Annotated in this window: 12 protein-coding genes; 8 read left to right on the forward strand and 4 right to left on the reverse strand. The window is 65.4% G+C overall.

The window, feature by feature from the left end:
- The first annotated feature begins 65 nt into the window (after positions 1 to 65).
- Positions 66 to 980, forward strand: a complete 915-nt coding sequence (locus ABRP34_RS01755; RefSeq protein WP_003803502.1) for a LysR substrate-binding domain-containing protein — start codon at positions 66 to 68, stop codon at positions 978 to 980.
- Positions 981 to 1196: 216 nt separating this feature from the next.
- The gene (locus ABRP34_RS01760) at positions 1197 to 2555 is read left to right on the forward strand and encodes an MFS transporter (protein WP_353712023.1); all 1359 of its coding nucleotides are present in this window, start codon (positions 1197 to 1199) and stop codon (positions 2553 to 2555) included.
- 71 nt (positions 2556 to 2626) lie between these two features.
- Here the strand turns inward: ABRP34_RS01760 and ABRP34_RS01765 are convergent, their stop codons facing one another.
- A complete protein-coding gene (locus ABRP34_RS01765) occupies positions 2627 to 3235 on the reverse strand; it encodes a TetR/AcrR family transcriptional regulator (protein WP_003803497.1) in 609 nt (202 codons plus the stop codon).
- A 105-nt stretch (positions 3236 to 3340) separates the two neighbouring features.
- On the reverse strand, positions 3341 to 5395 hold the full coding sequence (locus ABRP34_RS01770) for a primary-amine oxidase (RefSeq protein ID WP_353712024.1): 2055 nt from the start codon (positions 5393 to 5395) through the stop codon (positions 3341 to 3343).
- A gap of 119 nt (positions 5396 to 5514) precedes the next feature.
- Here ABRP34_RS01770 and ABRP34_RS01775 point away from each other — a divergent pair, with 119 nt between their 5' ends.
- The 6 genes from ABRP34_RS01775 to ABRP34_RS01800 all read left to right on the forward strand — a co-directional run bounded on the left by ABRP34_RS01775 (position 5515) and on the right by ABRP34_RS01800 (position 12286).
- A complete protein-coding gene (locus ABRP34_RS01775) occupies positions 5515 to 5997 on the forward strand; it encodes a hypothetical protein (RefSeq protein WP_353712025.1) in 483 nt (160 codons plus the stop codon).
- Positions 5998 to 6041: 44 nt separating this feature from the next.
- Positions 6042 to 7538: an aldehyde dehydrogenase family protein gene (locus ABRP34_RS01780; protein WP_353712026.1), complete on the forward strand. Its 1497-nt coding sequence runs from the start codon at positions 6042 to 6044 to the stop codon at positions 7536 to 7538.
- A gap of 110 nt (positions 7539 to 7648) precedes the next feature.
- Complete coding sequence (locus ABRP34_RS01785) at positions 7649 to 9070, forward strand: cytosine permease (RefSeq protein ID WP_353712027.1); 1422 nt, start codon at positions 7649 to 7651, stop codon at positions 9068 to 9070.
- 4 nt (positions 9071 to 9074) lie between these two features.
- Positions 9075 to 10748: an amidohydrolase gene (locus tag ABRP34_RS01790; protein ID WP_353712028.1), complete on the forward strand. Its 1674-nt coding sequence runs from the start codon at positions 9075 to 9077 to the stop codon at positions 10746 to 10748.
- A gap of 29 nt (positions 10749 to 10777) precedes the next feature.
- Entirely contained in the window at positions 10778 to 10939 is a 162-nt protein-coding gene (locus ABRP34_RS01795; protein WP_353712029.1) for a hypothetical protein, read from the forward strand.
- A gap of 24 nt (positions 10940 to 10963) precedes the next feature.
- The gene (locus ABRP34_RS01800; RefSeq protein WP_353712030.1) at positions 10964 to 12286 is read left to right on the forward strand and encodes an APC family permease; all 1323 of its coding nucleotides are present in this window, start codon (positions 10964 to 10966) and stop codon (positions 12284 to 12286) included.
- Positions 12287 to 12456: 170 nt separating this feature from the next.
- Here ABRP34_RS01800 and ABRP34_RS01805 read toward each other — a convergent pair whose 3' ends face one another.
- On the reverse strand, positions 12457 to 13416 hold the full coding sequence (locus tag ABRP34_RS01805; protein ID WP_353712031.1) for a D-glycerate dehydrogenase: 960 nt from the start codon (positions 13414 to 13416) through the stop codon (positions 12457 to 12459).
- Positions 13413 to 14612 carry an aminotransferase class I/II-fold pyridoxal phosphate-dependent enzyme gene (locus tag ABRP34_RS01810; protein WP_353712032.1) on the reverse strand — a complete coding sequence of 400 codons (1200 nt, stop codon included), beginning with the start codon at positions 14610 to 14612 and terminating at the stop codon, positions 13413 to 13415. The genes ABRP34_RS01805 and ABRP34_RS01810 overlap by 4 nt, the downstream gene beginning before the upstream one ends.
- Positions 14613 to 14971 lie beyond the last annotated feature (359 nt).

Below are 14971 nucleotides of genomic sequence, written 5' to 3' on the forward strand. Positions count from 1 at the left end.
TCTGTCCAACAGTTCTTTCAGAAGGATTGCATCGGTAATTGCGATGCAGGGGGTATCCTCGTCCCATGGATGTGACACTCACCCAATTGCGCTACTTCGTGGAAGCGGCGGCACAGCTGTCCATGACGGGCGCGGCTGCACGGCTCAACGTGGCGCAGTCCGCCGTATCCGCTGCGATCGCCCAGCTGGAGCGCCATGTCGGAACGCAGTTCTTCATCAGGCAGCGCTCCAAAGGTCTGGTGCTGACGCCCGCCGGCGAGCTCTTTGTTCGTGATGCCCAGGCGATCCTCGCGCAGGTTGAAGAAAGCATCGATCACGCCCGCGGAGAGCACCAGAGCGTTGCTGGCCGGATCCGCATTGCATGTTTCAGCACCCTTGCGCCGTTCCTGCTCCCTGGCGTCCTGACCAGGCTGCGGGAAGACCATCCGGCCCTTGAAACGGAAGTCATCGAGACCGATACCCTGGGCTGCATCAATGCCTTGCTCAGCGGCCAGGCAGATCTGGCGCTGTGCTACGACCTTGACCTGCCGGACGTCATCGCCACATCCGTGGTGGATACGGTCAGGCCCTATGTGGCGCTGCCTCCGGACCACAAACTCGCCGGGGCGGAGAGCGTTGCATTGTCGGCGCTGAGCGGCGAGTCATTCGTGTTGCTGGACCTGCCCCACACCCGCGACCTCATGCTTTCCATCGCCCGTCTGGGCGGCCAGGAGCCGGACATCCGGTTCCGCTCGGCCAGCTATGAAACCGTACGCACATTCGTGGCCCGGGGACTGGGCTATTCAATCCTTCACCAGCGGCCCCAGCATCAGATGACGTACGACGGCGGCCAGCTGGCCGCCGTCGAAATCCGCGACGAAGTGCCTGAATTGAAGACTGTCCTGGCCCACCTGAAGTCCCACCGCCCAACAGCAAGGGTCCGGGCGGTAGCCCAGGCCGTAAGACACCAAATAGTGGCGGCCAGGTCCGCACGCTCCTAAGGCGGCGGCGGTCAACTGCATCTGCTCAGCAGATACAGTTCGCATCTAAAATCTATTCGACAGATTGTGCGACGCCCTTCGACAATGGTTATGCCAGCATTCGGGCGTGACCCAACTCACGCATTCTGGTGGCGCAGCTCTGCAGGCCGTCAACGTCGACCGCCGTGGGCTCGCTCTCCCCATCCCAGCATCGGATCTTTTCCTCCAGGAGGAACTGTGAACACCAATAAAATCGAGGGGCAGATCAGCCGGAAGGGCTTGCGCACCAGCGTTGCTGCCGGTTCCATCGGCGTCTTCGTCCACTGGTTTGAGTGGGCCATCTACGCCTATCTCGCCTCCACCATCGCGGTCGTCTTCTTCCCCCAGCAGGACAGCACGGCAGCGCTGCTTTCCGTCTTCGCGGTCTTCGCCATCAGCTTCGGCGTCCGTCCGTTGGGCGCCCTCGTCTTCGGAACACTGGGCGACAGGATCGGGCGTAAGAAGACTCTGTCCATCGTCATCCTCTCCATGAGCGCGGCGACGCTGGTGGTAGGGCTCCTGCCTACCTACGACGCGATCGGCCTGTGGGCGCCCGTCCTGCTCGTCGCGGCCCGCGTGGTGCAGGGGCTCGCCGCGGGCGGCGAGTTCGGCAGCGCGGCGGCCTTCCTCGCAGAATACTCGCCCAGAAAACACCGCGGATTCGGAGTCAGCTGGCTCGAGTTCGGCAGCCTCCTGGGCTTCCTGGCGGCGTCGCTGGTGGTCTTCGTCCTGACCAGCGTCATGGACGCCCAAACCATTGCCGACGGCGGCTGGCGGATTCCTTTCCTGATCGCAGTTCCGATGGGCATCATCGGCTTCTACATCCGTTCCAAGATTGAAGACACCCCCGAGTTCCGCTCACTCGAGCAGCTGGACAACGTCCCCCAGAGCCCGGTCAGGGAGGTCTTCACCCGGCACTGGAAGCAGCTCCTGCAGATGAGCGGCCTGGAAATCATGATGCACGTGACCTTCTACGTGGTGCTCGTTTACCTCCTGACCTACCAGGAGAAGGTCCTGGGCTTCGACGCCGGCACGGCCGCCCTGCTCTCCACCGCCGCATCCGTGGCCGGGCTCATCCTTGTACCGTTGGTGGGCGCGCTGTCTGACCGGATCGGCCGGAAGCCAGTGCTCATTGCCGCGGCCATTTCCCTGGTGGTGCTGGCATATCCGCTGTTCCTGATCATGCACTCCGGCACGTCCTGGGCGGGCATCGTCAGCACCATCGGCCTGGGCATCATTTTGGCCCTTATTCTCGGAGTCCATGCGGCAGCGGCAGCGGAACTCTTCCCCACCCGGACACGGCAGACCGGCCTCTCGGTCGCCTACAGCGTCACCGCGGCCATCTTTGCCGGCACCGTGCCGTACGTCCTGACCTGGCTCATTGCCCAGACCGGCAACGAAATGATGCCTGCCTTCTACCTCATTCTCGTTGGCCTGGTTGGGCTGGCTGCCGTACTGAGCATGAAGGAAAGCACAGGCAAGGACCTTCTGGGAGAAGAGGACATCCAGACGGCACCCCGCCAAACCGCGCCGGCAGACACGCGCATTCGTCACTGACATAACCAGCAAGCAACTCCGTAGCCCGCGGCTCAGAATCTGAAGCCCGGGCTACGGTCGTGTCCGGTGCCTCAAGAGCCAGGCTGGCCGGACGCGAGCCGCGCCAGCGCCCGCTCCACCAGATGACGCTGGCGCGAGCCTGTGACGGCATCCGGATCCAGCATGGCGGTCACGTGCAGGCCCATCATGATGTTCAGCAGCTCATCGGCGACCGCATCCGCATCAGCCAAAGGTTCGCATTCGCCGTCGTGCTCTGCCTGGGCGAGGAAGCCCATCACCAGGCCGCGCCAGTGCAGCAGTGCGTCCCGCCCGACGGCCCGCAGAGCGTCCTCCGTCTGCGCGCGCTGCCAGAAGGAGACCGCCACGCGAGCCTCGACCACGGTGAGGGGATCCGCCGGAATAATCTCCAGGCAGAGGCTGCGCAGCGCCGAAAGGCCCCGGCGGCCGGCAATGCCCGTGGCGATCCGTTCGTTGGTGCGCTGGCAGATCAGTTCGTACGAAGCCAGCAGCAGGGCGTCCTTATTGGGGAAATAATGGGCCAGCACGCCCGGTGCCGCGTACCCGCATTCCCGCGCAATGTCCCGCATGCTGGCGTTCTCGATGCCCTGCCCCGCGATCAACCGCCACGTGGTCTCGATGATGGAACGTCGCCGTTCCTGGTGATCGACCAAGCGGGGCATGCGGCTCCTTCGTTCGCGGTTCATGGCTGGACCGTGAGCACCCTACCACCGCGGGGACGCGCCTGCGCGCCCCCGCGGCCCGGGCCGGTCCCACTGCCCGCAGATTCAGTGCCCGCAGTGGCCCTGCCCGCCGGTGTCAGGACCGGAATGCCCGACGGCGGTACCTCCTGGGGCGGCATGTTCACGTTCGCTTCCGGTACCGCAGTGACCGGCAGCCGAGGAGGGCACGTTCAGTGTTGGGTTCTCGTCGAAGAAGCCGTGCGGCTTCAGGGTGAAGCCGGTGGTGTCCACGGGCATGATGGGCCAGTCCTCCGGGCGGGGGAAGTGGGTCAATCCGAAGGAGTGCCACACCACCAAGTCCTGGCCGTCGATGTCGCGGTCCTGTGCCACGTAGGCGGGAAGCCCGGCGCCGCCCGGGTGTTGGTTGACGAAGTCGCCTGCCGCGTAACGCTCCTCCTCCGCGTGCCGTGTGACCCAGAGGTGGTGCCGGGCGAATGCAGCCCGGGACGCGATCGAGGAATCATCCGCCATGGCCAGGGTTGGGTTGCCTTCCGGGTAGAGCGTGTAGCCCACCGGGTGGCCCAGGTGGTTCAGCGAGTCCGGGTTGCTGATGTGCCAAACACGGCCCTTGGCGCCATCGGCGTCGCGCACGGCCTCTGATTCGCGGGCCAGCAGGGTGCGCTTCTGCGTGAAGGCATTCCCGTGGGGATTACCCGGGCCCTTCGGCAGGCGCACGAGGTCCAGTTCCTCAACACGGTTCGCGTCGCCGTCGATCATCATGTCCAGCCGGGCGCTGAAGAGGTGCTGGTGGTACGGAGCGCCAAGGCCCGGGGCGATCTCCGACGCGTAGGCGTAGTCCTTGTCCGGGAGCGCTGCCGTGAACACGATGCCCGTTGCCTTCGCTTCGAACTCGATGGTGCCATCCAGGTAGAGGTACCAGTAGAAGCCGTAGTCGTAGTTGCCCACGGTGGTGAAGAAGGAGACCACCAGGCGGCGGTTGCGGCGGACCTCGTCGGAGCCGGCCCACTCATCCGTGTGTTTCCACAGGATTCCTACGTCTTCCTCATGGATGCAGATGCCGTTTTCGATGGTACGTGGGTTGCCGAAGTCATCGGCCACCACGGGGGACATGTAGGTGATGTCGCCCAGGCAGTCGCAGCCGAGCCTGAGTGAGTTCGCGTCGCGGCCCACCAGGTATTCTCCGGAGTCGAAGTAGTTCTGCCAGCTCCTGTAGGGAGAGGGGTCGCCGTACGGGACCACCATTTCGGAGATCGACGCGCGGTGGACCACCGGGCGCCTCCGGCCCTTGTGGGAATGGTGGAGTTGGTGGAGCACCAGCCCTTCGCGGGCATCGAACCCGACGCGCAGGTCCCAGCCGGCCCAGGAAAGGTGGTTGCCTTCCAGGGTGAAACTGGGACCCTCGGGCTGCGTGATCTCGATAGGCAACAGGTCCGTGCGGAGCTCGCCGCGGACCGCGGGGTCCGTGTAATTGCCGTTGACCTCCGGGACCGGGACCGGGCCGTCGTCGATCAGGTGGTTGACCCGCCGGTTCTCCACATCAACGAAGGCCACCAGACCGTCGATCGGATGCGCCCACGGGTGGTCTGCGGGGTGGTCCTGGCGGAATCCGAGGCCACGCAGAAGCCGCTTGCCTTCCTCATTCCCGTACTCGAAGACGCCCGCCGAGAGGGGAGCGACGCGCACCTGTGCCGGGGTCAGGCCGCGGGCTGTAAGGGCTGCGTTCCACTGCGGGTCTTCGGCCAGGATGTCCTCGATGATCCCGAATTCCTCCAGGAGAACCGGCAGTTGGCCGTCGGCTTCCGGGTTGAGTTCACGCCTGTCGACGACGAGGCCGGTGGCCAGGGAGAGGCGGACGTCGAGGGACCGTGACCGGGCGGCGTCCCAGAGCATGGCCCGGACCAGGCGGGCGGCACCGGTGACGTCACCTTGGCGGGCGGTCTTCGGGGGCTCGATCAGACCGAGGTAGGCGAAGCGGGTGGACTCGCCCACGAGGCCGGCCTCTGCCAAAATCCGGCGGGCCTCATGGATTTCCTCGGCCGAGAGCTGCTCAAGCGGGTGCTGCGCTGCGGCCTGCACCAGCGTGGCCAGCACCGGCGGGGCCTGCACCAGCGGAGTCGAGGGGGTGGTCTGAAGGGTCATGGCACTTCCTGAAGTCGAATTTTGATGGTACAACTGTTCAACCAACGCTTTGATGTTACCCACCTCACAAGCCCGGCGTAAAGTCCTGATCCACATCGCGCCGGCAGCCAGGAGAAATCATGGACCAGCGCACCGGCCCTCGCCTTGGGCACTTCCCGAGTGCCCCCCTTCCAGCGGGCATCGTTCCGGCGGGCCTCGTCGGCACCGCCGCTGCGGCCAGTGCCGGTGCCCACGTGGCGGCGGCCGCCAGCGGTCCGGCTGGTGTGATGGCCTGGTGGATGGCCGCCATGGGTGCCGCCTGCCTGGCCTGTGCAGCACCGATGGTGGGCGGGCGGCTCTGCGCCGGACGTGCTGCCGGGCACCTGTTGGCGATGAGTGCCGCCATGATCCTCATCCATCTGGTCCTGCTGGTGGCGCCGGGCGCCGCGGGCCATCACGGCAATGGTGGCCCCGCATCATTGCCGAGCCATGAGCAGGCCATGCTCACCCTCATCGCCGTTGAACTGCTTTGCCTCATGAGCGCTTCAGCGGCCCTCCGCCTGACCCGGGGCAAGCCGCCCGGAACTGGCGGCACCGCCGTCCGTGCCGCCGTCGAACATTAATAGCCCACGTACTGAGCCGCCCTCGAAAACCCCCAGGAGCCACTATGACCAGCACTTCAGCAACGCTTTCCCTTGACTGGCACGGCCGGGCGAACGCCCTTGCCATCGACGGCAGGGCCTTTATCGACGGCCGCCGCACAACCGCCAGCGGACAACATTCGCGGCCCACCACCAGTCCCATTGATGGCCGCGTCCTCGCCGAGTTGGCTGCGGGCGGTCCCCCCGACGTCGATCGTGCGGTCGCCGCCGCGCGGCGCGCGTTCCCGTCGTGGTCCCGCACGGGGGCCGAAAGGCGAAAGGGGGTGCTGCTGGCGCTGGCCGCGCTGATGGAGCGGCATGCCGACGAGCTGGCACTCCTGGAGACACTGGACAGCGGGAAGCCGATCCTGCAGACCACCACCGTGGATGTGCCCGGTGCCATTTCCACGCTGCGCTGGTACGCGGAGGCGGCCGACAAGCAGGGCGGGGAACTGCCTGCCGTCCCGCCCGGGGCTACCGCCTTGGTGACGCGCGAGCCGTTGGGCGTGGTGGCCGCCATTGTGCCGTGGAACTTCCCGCTCGAAATTGCAGTCTGGAAGCTGGCTCCGGCGCTTGCCGCCGGAAACACACTCGTGCTCAAGCCGGCCGAGCAGACGTCCCTGAGCGTGTTGCGCCTCGCCGAATTGGCCACTGAAGCCGGGCTGCCGGACGGAGTCCTGAACATCGTCACCGGCACGGGCCGGGAAGTTGGCGCGGCGCTGGCGCACCACATGGACGTCGACGCTGTGGCGTTCACCGGCTCGACCGCCGTCTCCCGGACCCTGCTGGCGGCCTCCGGCCAGAGCAATCTCAAACGGCTCAGCCTCGAAGCCGGGGGCAAGAGTTCCAACATCGTCTTTGCGGACACGGCCGACCTCGCCACGGCCGCAGCAAAGGCAGCCTTCGGTGCCTTCTACAACCAGGGGCAAGTCTGTTCTGCCAACTCGCGGATCCTCGTCCAGCGCGGTGTCCACGACGAATTCGCTGCGTTGCTGGCCGACGCTGCGGCCGCCTTTCGGCCGGAGGATCCTCTCGCAGGCCTGGCAGGAAACGGTGCGCTGATCAGCAGCGCACATACTGACAGCGTCGAGCGCTGGATCGTGCGCGGCCGCGCCGAAGGTGAGGTGCTTTTCGGAGGTGAACGGCGCGAGATCCGGGGCTCTGACGCCTACCTCGAGCCTACGCTGCTGGGTGGCCTTGGGGCCGGTCACGATGTCCACCGCGAGGAGATCTTCGGACCCGTTGCTGTGTTGCACGCCTTCGACACCGAGGACGAGGCGGTGCGGCTGGCGAATGCCACAGACTATGGATTGGCGGCGTCCTTGTGGACCTCGGACCTGTCCCGGGCCCACCGGGTGGCGGGGGAGCTGCTCGCCGGAACGGTCTCCGTGAACACTGTGGACGCGCTGGGCAACACCACGCCTTTCGGGGGCTTCAAGCAGTCCGGATTCGGCCGCGATCTGTCCCTGCACGCCTTCGACAACTACACGGCGCCAAAAACCACGTGGATCCAGTTCGGCTGACCAAGTGCATCTGAAAAAACGCTGATGTTCATCGTCATTCTTTAGTTTACGTGATGCAATTCACGAGCCTACGCTGCAAGCATCCCTCCACAGCCATAAGGACACCCTCCATGAAATCGATGCTCCGTTCCGGGCTTTTCGAAATCGAACAAGAGTCCATCGCTCCCATCCCAGCCGAAGCGCGGCACGGCCGCTCCCAGGAGCTCTTCACCATCTGGTTCGGCATGAACATGACCCCGCTGACGGTTGTCACCGGCGCGACGGCCACCACGCTCCTTGGCCTTCCCATGGTCAGCTCCATCATCGCAATCCTGCTGGGGCACGCACTCGGCGGAATCGGCATGGCATTGCACGCCGCGCAGGGGCCGCAACTCGGTGTTCCGCAGATGTTGCAGGCCCGCGGCCAGTTCGGTTCACGGGGCGCCAGCCTGATCGTGCTCGTGGCGATCCTGATGTTCGTGGGGTACTTCTCCTCGAACCTGATCGTCTCTGCGGATTCGATCACCGCTCTGCTGCCCGAAGCCGGCGGAACCGCCATGATCACCGGTTGCGCCGTTCTCAGCTTCGTCATCGCGGCCTTCGGCTACAACCTGGTCCGGAAGGTGACGGCATTCGGCGCCTATATCGTGGGCGCCCTGGTGCTCGTGTCCTTTGCTGCCCTGTTGGCAGGGGGCGACTTTTGGGCCCGGATGAACCATGGTGAATTCACCTGGACGGGCTTCCTGGCCATGCTGGCCATCGGCATCGTATGGCAACTGACGTACGCGCCGTATGTTTCGGATTACTCGCGCTACATGCCGGCCAGGTCTGGCACGCGGGGCGCTTTCTGGGGCACCTACCTCGGCTGTGTAGTCTCCAGTGCCCTGTTAATGATTCTCGGGGCCGGCGTCGGCATAGCAGTAGGTGGCGTGGATACGATGACCGGGCTCAACGGCATCCTCGGTCCAGTGCTTGGCGCCGCAGTCCTGGTGGGTTTCGCCTTGGTGGCTGCCGCCGGAAACTCCGTGAACGCCTACTGCAGCGCCCTGTGCGCCTTGACCCTCGTTGAGACCTTTGCCAGCGGCTGGCGCCCCGGGGCCAAAGCCCGCCTGGTGACCTCGCTGGTGCTGCACGTTCTCGGCGTGACCCTGGCCTTGGCTGCGGCCACGAGCTTTGCGTCGTCCTACTTCAGTTTCCTCAGCGTGCTGCTGTACGTGCTGATCCCGTGGTCCGCCGTCAACCTGGTGGACTACTACGTCATCCGCCACGGCTCCTACGCGGTGGACGAGTTCTACGCCGCCGATGGCGGCCGGTACGGGCGCTGGAATGCCGGCTCCCTGATTGTCTTTGGCATCGGGGTTCTTGCCCAGATCCCGTTCATGGCCACTCCCTTCTACACGGGTGCCGCGGCGGAAGCCATGGGCGGCATCGATGTTGCCTGGCTCGTGGGACTCGGTGTCAGTTCTCTTGCCTACATGGTGATCGCCCGCACCGCGCCGGCTTTGGTGCGCCTGCATTCCGGTTCCGCTGAACCTCAAGTCCTTGGAAAGTAGCAACATGACCCACGCAGATTGGATCTTCTCCAACGGTCCGGTCCACACCATGGACCCTGACCATCCCCGCACTGACGCCGTTGCTGTTGCTGACGGCAAAATCGTTGCCCTTGGTGCCGACGCCGCATCGTGGCGCGGGCCCGCTGCCGAGTTCATTGACCTGGCCGGGAAAGCCCTGCTCCCCGGCTTCCAGGACGCGCACGTGCACCCCCTTGCGGGCGGCCTGCAGCTGCTCGGCTGCGACCTCTCCGGCGTCCATTCCTTGGAAGAGTACCGCACGCTGATAGCGGACTACGCCCGTGCCAACCCAACCGCAGAGTGGGTGCAGGGGGCGGGCTGGTACGGAGACGTGTTCGACGGCGGCTTCCCGCACCGCGCGCTGCTGGACGAGCTCGTACCAGACCGGCCCGTGTTCCTGATCAGCCATGACGGACACGGTGCCTGGGTGAATTCACGTGCGCTCGAGGTTGCCGGAATCACGGACACCACGTCCAATCCGGACGGGGGCATCATCGCCCGTGACGGAGCGGGCACCGCGACGGGCATGCTCATCGAGCACGCCGCCGACCTCGTCTCCGCACTGATTCCGGAACCGGACAAACAGCACATCCGCCGTGCGCTCCTCTCCGCCCAGGCCTATCTGCACTCGCTGGGAGTCACCGCCTGGCAGGATGCGGCCGTCGGGCAGGCCTTAGGCATGCCCGACTCATTCGAGCATTACCTGGCCTTGGAATCGGATGGCCTGCTGACCGCCACCGTGACCGGGGCGCTGTGGTGGCGCCGGGACCTCGGGCTTGAGCAGCTGGAGCTGTTCAGGGAACGCAGAGGGCGGGCGGGCGGACGCTTCCGGGCCACGGCCGTGAAGATCATGGTGGACGGCGTCTGCGAAAACCTCACCGCAGCCATGACCAGGCCCTACAAAGGCCATCCCCATGAAGTCGGGATGAGCCTGATCGAACCGGAGGAGCTGGCCCGGATCACCCGGGCAGCGGACGCGGAGGGCTTCGACCTGCACTTGCACGCCGTGGGCGACCAAGCGGTCCGCGACTGCCTCAATGCGCTGGACCTGCCCCGTCGGAAGGGCTGGGACCCACGCCACCAGATAGCGCACCTGGACCTCGTGGACCCCGCCGACGTCGCCCGATTCGCGGCGAGCGGCGCCATCGCCAACATCCAACCGCTTTGGGCGCGGCAGGACCCGGTGCTGGTGGAAACCAAACTGCCCTACCTGGATGAAGCACACCAGCGGGTGCATTTTGCCTTCGAGACGCTGCGCCGCGCCGGCGTCGAACTGGCCATAGGCAGCGACTGGCCGGTGTCCAGTCCGGACCCGCTGTGGGGCATCCACACTGCAGTGAACCGCACCGCCCCTCCCGCCGACCCGCATGCCCGCGACGCCCGTTCGCAAAACGAACCGTTGCTTCCTGCAGAGGCCATCACCCTCGCGACGGCGCTGGCCGCCCACACCACCGGAGCCGCGCGCGCCAACCGTCTCGACGCCGGGCGGGGCGCCATACGAGTCGGCCTGGCCGCCGACTTGGTGGTGCTCGATGCCGATCCGCATGCCGTTGAGGCCACAGCCCTCGGCGGAATCGGCGTCGAACTCACACTCGCCGAAGGCCGCGCCGTGTACAGCCGCGTCCACGACGGCGCCCTTCCCACCCTTCTTGCGCAGTAGCAAACTTAAGCAGTAGCAAAGGACCGATCATGGATCAGCCAATAGCCTCAACGCGCCTTGCCCACGAGCAAAGCCAGCATCTGCAGAAATCCCTGGGCCGCTTCGACATCCTGTTGCTGGTGGTCGCGGCCGTCATCTCGGTGGAGGTCCTGGGCCAGGTCTCCGGGTTTGGCGGGGAAACCTTCACCTAGACCCTCATCCTGGCCGTCACGTTCATGGTCCCTTATGGCCTGATCTTCGCCGAAACCGGCGGCGCGTTCACCGAAGAAGGTGGCGTGTACGTGTGGACCAAGATGGCCTTCGGCCGCGTCGTCGCCGCCATCACGTCGCTTTTCACCTGGGTCACGCAGCCTGTTTGGGTGGGCGGCGCCATGGCGTTCGTGGCAGTGGAAACGTGGTCCGAATATGTGGGCCATGTGGAGGCCGGCAGCCTAAGCGACTACCTCTTCAAGCTGGTATTCATCTGGATCACGGTGACCTCAGCCATCGTCAGTTTGAAACACGGTAAATGGCTGCCCTCACTCGGAGCCATCCTCAAGGTCGCGTTTCTGACCTTCTTCCTAATCGTCACCATGGTCTACGGGCTGCAGCACGGTTTCAACGGACTCGAACTCGGCTTCTTCTCACCCACCTTGGCCGGCTTCCTTGGCGTCACCCCGCTGCTGCTTTTCTCCTTCCTTGGCTTCGAATCCGGCAACAGCGCCGCGGGGGAGATGAAGAACCCGGCCAAGGATGTTCCCATCTCGGTTGCCCGCTCCTCCATGATCGCCGCCGCGAGTTATCTCCTGCCGATCCTGGCCATCCTGCTGGTGGTGCCGCTCGACCAGATCACGGGCATCGGCGGGCTGTTCGGTGCAGTGGCTACCGTCTACACGGTGTTCGGCCCGGCCGCTGAGGTCATGCTGGCCATTTCAGCGGTGGTCTTCTGCTTCGTCCTTGTGTCGCAGGGCGCAGCATGGATGATTATCAGCGATCGCATGCAAGCCATGGCAGCCGCCGACGGCTCTTTCTTCGGGGGCTTCTTCGGCCGCTTCCATCCCAAGCTGGGCACGCCGATCCGCGTCAACACGCTCTCCGGGGCGGTTGCCACGCTGTTCATGCTCGCGGCAATGCAGCTCAGCGGGACCAGCAGCGCACTGTTCGGCGTGGTCCTGGCCATCGCCATCTCAACGTTCCTGCTCAGCTACCTTCTTGCTATCCCTGCCGCTGTCCGGCTGCGGAGCAAGTACCCCCTCGCCGACCGGCCGTTCAAGGTTCCGGTCTCGGACACCGGTTTCCGCATCTTGGGTGCCATTTGCTTCGTCTGGATCCTGATCGGCTCGTGGGTGGCGATCTTCCCCGGAACACTGGAGGTCCTCTTCGGCCTGGAGTATGACTTCGAGGCAACCTGGGGCGTCTCGCAGTTCACCTTCGAGGCCTTCGCGCTCGGCACACTCGGATGCATCCTTGCCTTGGGCCTTGTTGGTTATGCCCGCGGCAAGAAGGTCCGCGACGCTGTGGCACCCGTGAGCGCGACCGCTGAGCTGATCAACGACTGACCCATGAGAGCGAACGACGGCGGCGGGTCACCGCGGATTCTCATGGAACTCGTGAGTGGCCCGCCGGCCGTTGGCCAGCGAGACAGCAGAACGAGTACGAGCCCCATCCTTCGGGACGGGGCTCGTACTCGTTCTGCTTTGGCCGTGTCGTTATTCTCGGCGTCCGCCCACTAGCCGATCGGAGTGGGCGGCTGCTCACCGCGGAGCACGGCGAGCGTGTTGTCGGCGGCGAGCACGGCCATGGCGGTGCGCGTCTCAACGGTGGCCGAGCCGAGGTGCGGCACGAGTGTCACATTTTCCAGGTCCAGCAACTCGGGATGGACCTGGGGCTCGTGCTCGAAGACGTCGAGCCCGGCGCCGGCGATGACGCCTTCGCGCAGCGCGGCGGCGAGGGCCGCTTCGTCGACGATGGGTCCGCGTGCGGTGTTGACGAGGTATGTCGAGCTCTTCATCGCCGCGAGCTGCTCGGCGCCAATCAGGTGGTGCGTGTTGGGGCCGTAGGGGCAGTGCAGCGAAACGACGTCGGAAACGGTCAGCAGCTCGTCGAGGTCGACGCGCCGTGCGCCCAGTTCCGCGGCGATCGCGGGGTCGATCTCGCTGCGGGACTGGTAGACGATGTCCATGCCGAAGGCCTTGGCCCGGCGTGCCGTCGCCTGTCCGATGCCGCCCATGCCGACGACGCCGAGGGTCTTGCCCTGCAGGCTGGACCCGAGCAGGAAGAACATGCCCCACTTCCAGGGCTGGCCGGCGCGGATGAGCCGTTCGCCCTCACCGAGCCGGCGGGTTGCCATGAGGATGAGCCCGAAGGCGATATCGGCGGTCGCCTCGGTGAGTACGCCGGGTGTGTTGGTGGCGACGATACCCCGTCCGGTGCAGGCCGGCACGTCGATGTTGTCATAGCCGACGGCGACGTTGGAGACGACCCTGAGCTGCGGGCCCGCGGCGTCGAGCAGCTCGCCGTCGATGCGTTCGGTGAGCAGGCTGACGATCGCGTCTGCCCCGGCGACGCGGCGCAGGAGCTCTTCGCGGCTGATCGACTCCGGACCGGTCCAGGCATCGACCTCGTGCTCGGCACGGAGCTTTTCGAGCGCGGCGTCGGGCACCTTGCCCGTAACTACTACCCGGCTCATGCCGTCTCGATCCATTCGCGCAGGCGTCCAAGGCCGTCCCGGATGTCCGGCACCTCGATGCCCGAGTAGGCGAGCCGGATGTACTGCCGCTCCTCACCGGGCAGGCGTCGGCCGAAGTGCTCGCGTGTGCAGAAGGAGACGCCGGTCTTGTACAGGGCGTCAGAGGCGAAGTCGCCGACTGCCGTGTAGCCCATGCGCTCCATGACCTCGGTGACGTCGGGGAACAGGTAGAACGTCGACTGCGGCACGGCGACGTGCATGCCGGGGATGGAGTTCACGAGTTCGCAGGCGGTGTCCCGGCGCGTCTGCAGGATGTCAAGCATCTGCTGCACGGAATCCTGCGGGCCGCGGAGGGCTTCGACGCCGGCCCACTGCACGTAGTGGGTGGTGCAGGACTCGTCGTTGGTGTTGAGCGTGCTGAGCACCTGGGCGATCTCACGCGGGGCGACGGCGCAGCCGAGGCGGGAGCCGGTCATGGCGAACTTCTTGCTGAACGTGTAGAGGATGACGGTACGCTCTGCCATGCCGGGAATCGATGTGATCGAGCTTGAGACGCCCTCGTAGCGGGTCTCGAAATACGCCTCGTCGGAGAGGACCCAGAGGTCGTGTTCTATGGCGAGCTGTGCGATGGCCTCGCGCTCGGCTGCAGTCGACTCGGCTGAGATGGGGTTCTGCAGGTCGTTGTAGATAATTGCGACCGTGTTGGGTGTGATCGAGGCGCGGATCTGCTCTAGGTCGATGGCGAAGCCCGTGCTCGTGGGCACGTAGCGGTACGGGACAGCCGTGCCGCCGAGGTACTCGATCTGCGATTCATAGATCGGGAAGCCGGGGTTGGGGTAGAGCACTTCCTGGCCGGGGTTCATGACCGCCTGCAGGAACTTCGTGATGACGGGCTTCCCGCCGGTCATCACGACCACGTTCTCGGGGGAGAACTCGATACCGCGGCGCGAGCCGATGTCGTCGGCGAGGGCTTCACGCAGCTGCGGGATGCCGGGGCCGGGGCAGTAGCCCGTGTAGCCGTCCGCGATCGCGCGGTTCATCGCTTCCACGATGTTCGGCGCGGTCGGGATGTTGATATCGCCGAGGTGGAAGGGGTACACCAAGTTCCCCTTCGCCTTCCAGGCGGCCGCGGCTTGGGCAACGCTGAAGGCGGTTTCGGTGCCTAGGCGTTCGAGCCGGTGCGCAAGTTGCTGCATGCTATTTCACTCCTCATCGAGTTGACGATCGATCCTCCGAAGAAACCAGATCTCACGAGAGCTAATATATATCAAAGAACAAAACTAATATATCAGACCAAAAGGTGATCCGCATCGCAGTGGATGATCGACTTCACCCTGATACTTCCATCAGCAGGAGGCCGCTGCCGCGGCCATTACCGGCTGCGCCTCTGGGCCCGGAGGGGCAGCTAGCTCAACTGGGCTGGCCCCGTCGACCAGCCAATCAGCCTCTGCCAGCCAATCGGCGTCGGCGATGCAGTACGCCGACGGGCAGTATGAGGCCAGAGGTTCGCGGAGGTTGTCTAGCTTTCCGCTGCACGTTTTGCGGCCAGGGCGGT

It is taken from the genome of Arthrobacter sp. K5 (assembly GCF_040448525.1).
GTDB classification, from domain to species: domain Bacteria; phylum Actinomycetota; class Actinomycetes; order Actinomycetales; family Micrococcaceae; genus Arthrobacter; species Arthrobacter globiformis.

What these genes read in the sequence shown, in the direction of transcription:
- ABRP34_RS01800 (WP_353712030.1), top strand. Translation starts at nt 10,964, where the DNA reads ATGGTCCCTTATGGCCTGATCTTCGCCGAAACCGGCGGCGCGTTCACC.
- ABRP34_RS01795 (WP_353712029.1), top strand. Translation starts at nt 10,778, where the DNA reads ATGGATCAGCCAATAGCCTCAACGCGCCTTGCCCACGAGCAAAGCCAG.
- ABRP34_RS01790 (WP_353712028.1), top strand. Translation starts at nt 9,075, where the DNA reads ATGACCCACGCAGATTGGATCTTCTCCAACGGTCCGGTCCACACCATG.
- ABRP34_RS01770 (WP_353712024.1), bottom strand. Translation starts at nt 5,395, where the DNA reads ATGACCCTTCAGACCACCCCCTCGACTCCGCTGGTGCAGGCCCCGCCG.
- ABRP34_RS01755 (WP_003803502.1), top strand. Translation starts at nt 66, where the DNA reads ATGGATGTGACACTCACCCAATTGCGCTACTTCGTGGAAGCGGCGGCA.
- ABRP34_RS01785 (WP_353712027.1), top strand. Translation starts at nt 7,649, where the DNA reads ATGAAATCGATGCTCCGTTCCGGGCTTTTCGAAATCGAACAAGAGTCC.
- ABRP34_RS01765 (WP_003803497.1), bottom strand. Translation starts at nt 3,235, where the DNA reads ATGCCCCGCTTGGTCGATCACCAGGAACGGCGACGTTCCATCATCGAG.
- ABRP34_RS01805 (WP_353712031.1), bottom strand. Translation starts at nt 13,416, where the DNA reads ATGAGCCGGGTAGTAGTTACGGGCAAGGTGCCCGACGCCGCGCTCGAA.
- ABRP34_RS01775 (WP_353712025.1), top strand. Translation starts at nt 5,515, where the DNA reads ATGGACCAGCGCACCGGCCCTCGCCTTGGGCACTTCCCGAGTGCCCCC.
- ABRP34_RS01780 (WP_353712026.1), top strand. Translation starts at nt 6,042, where the DNA reads ATGACCAGCACTTCAGCAACGCTTTCCCTTGACTGGCACGGCCGGGCG.
- ABRP34_RS01810 (WP_353712032.1), bottom strand. Translation starts at nt 14,612, where the DNA reads ATGCAGCAACTTGCGCACCGGCTCGAACGCCTAGGCACCGAAACCGCC.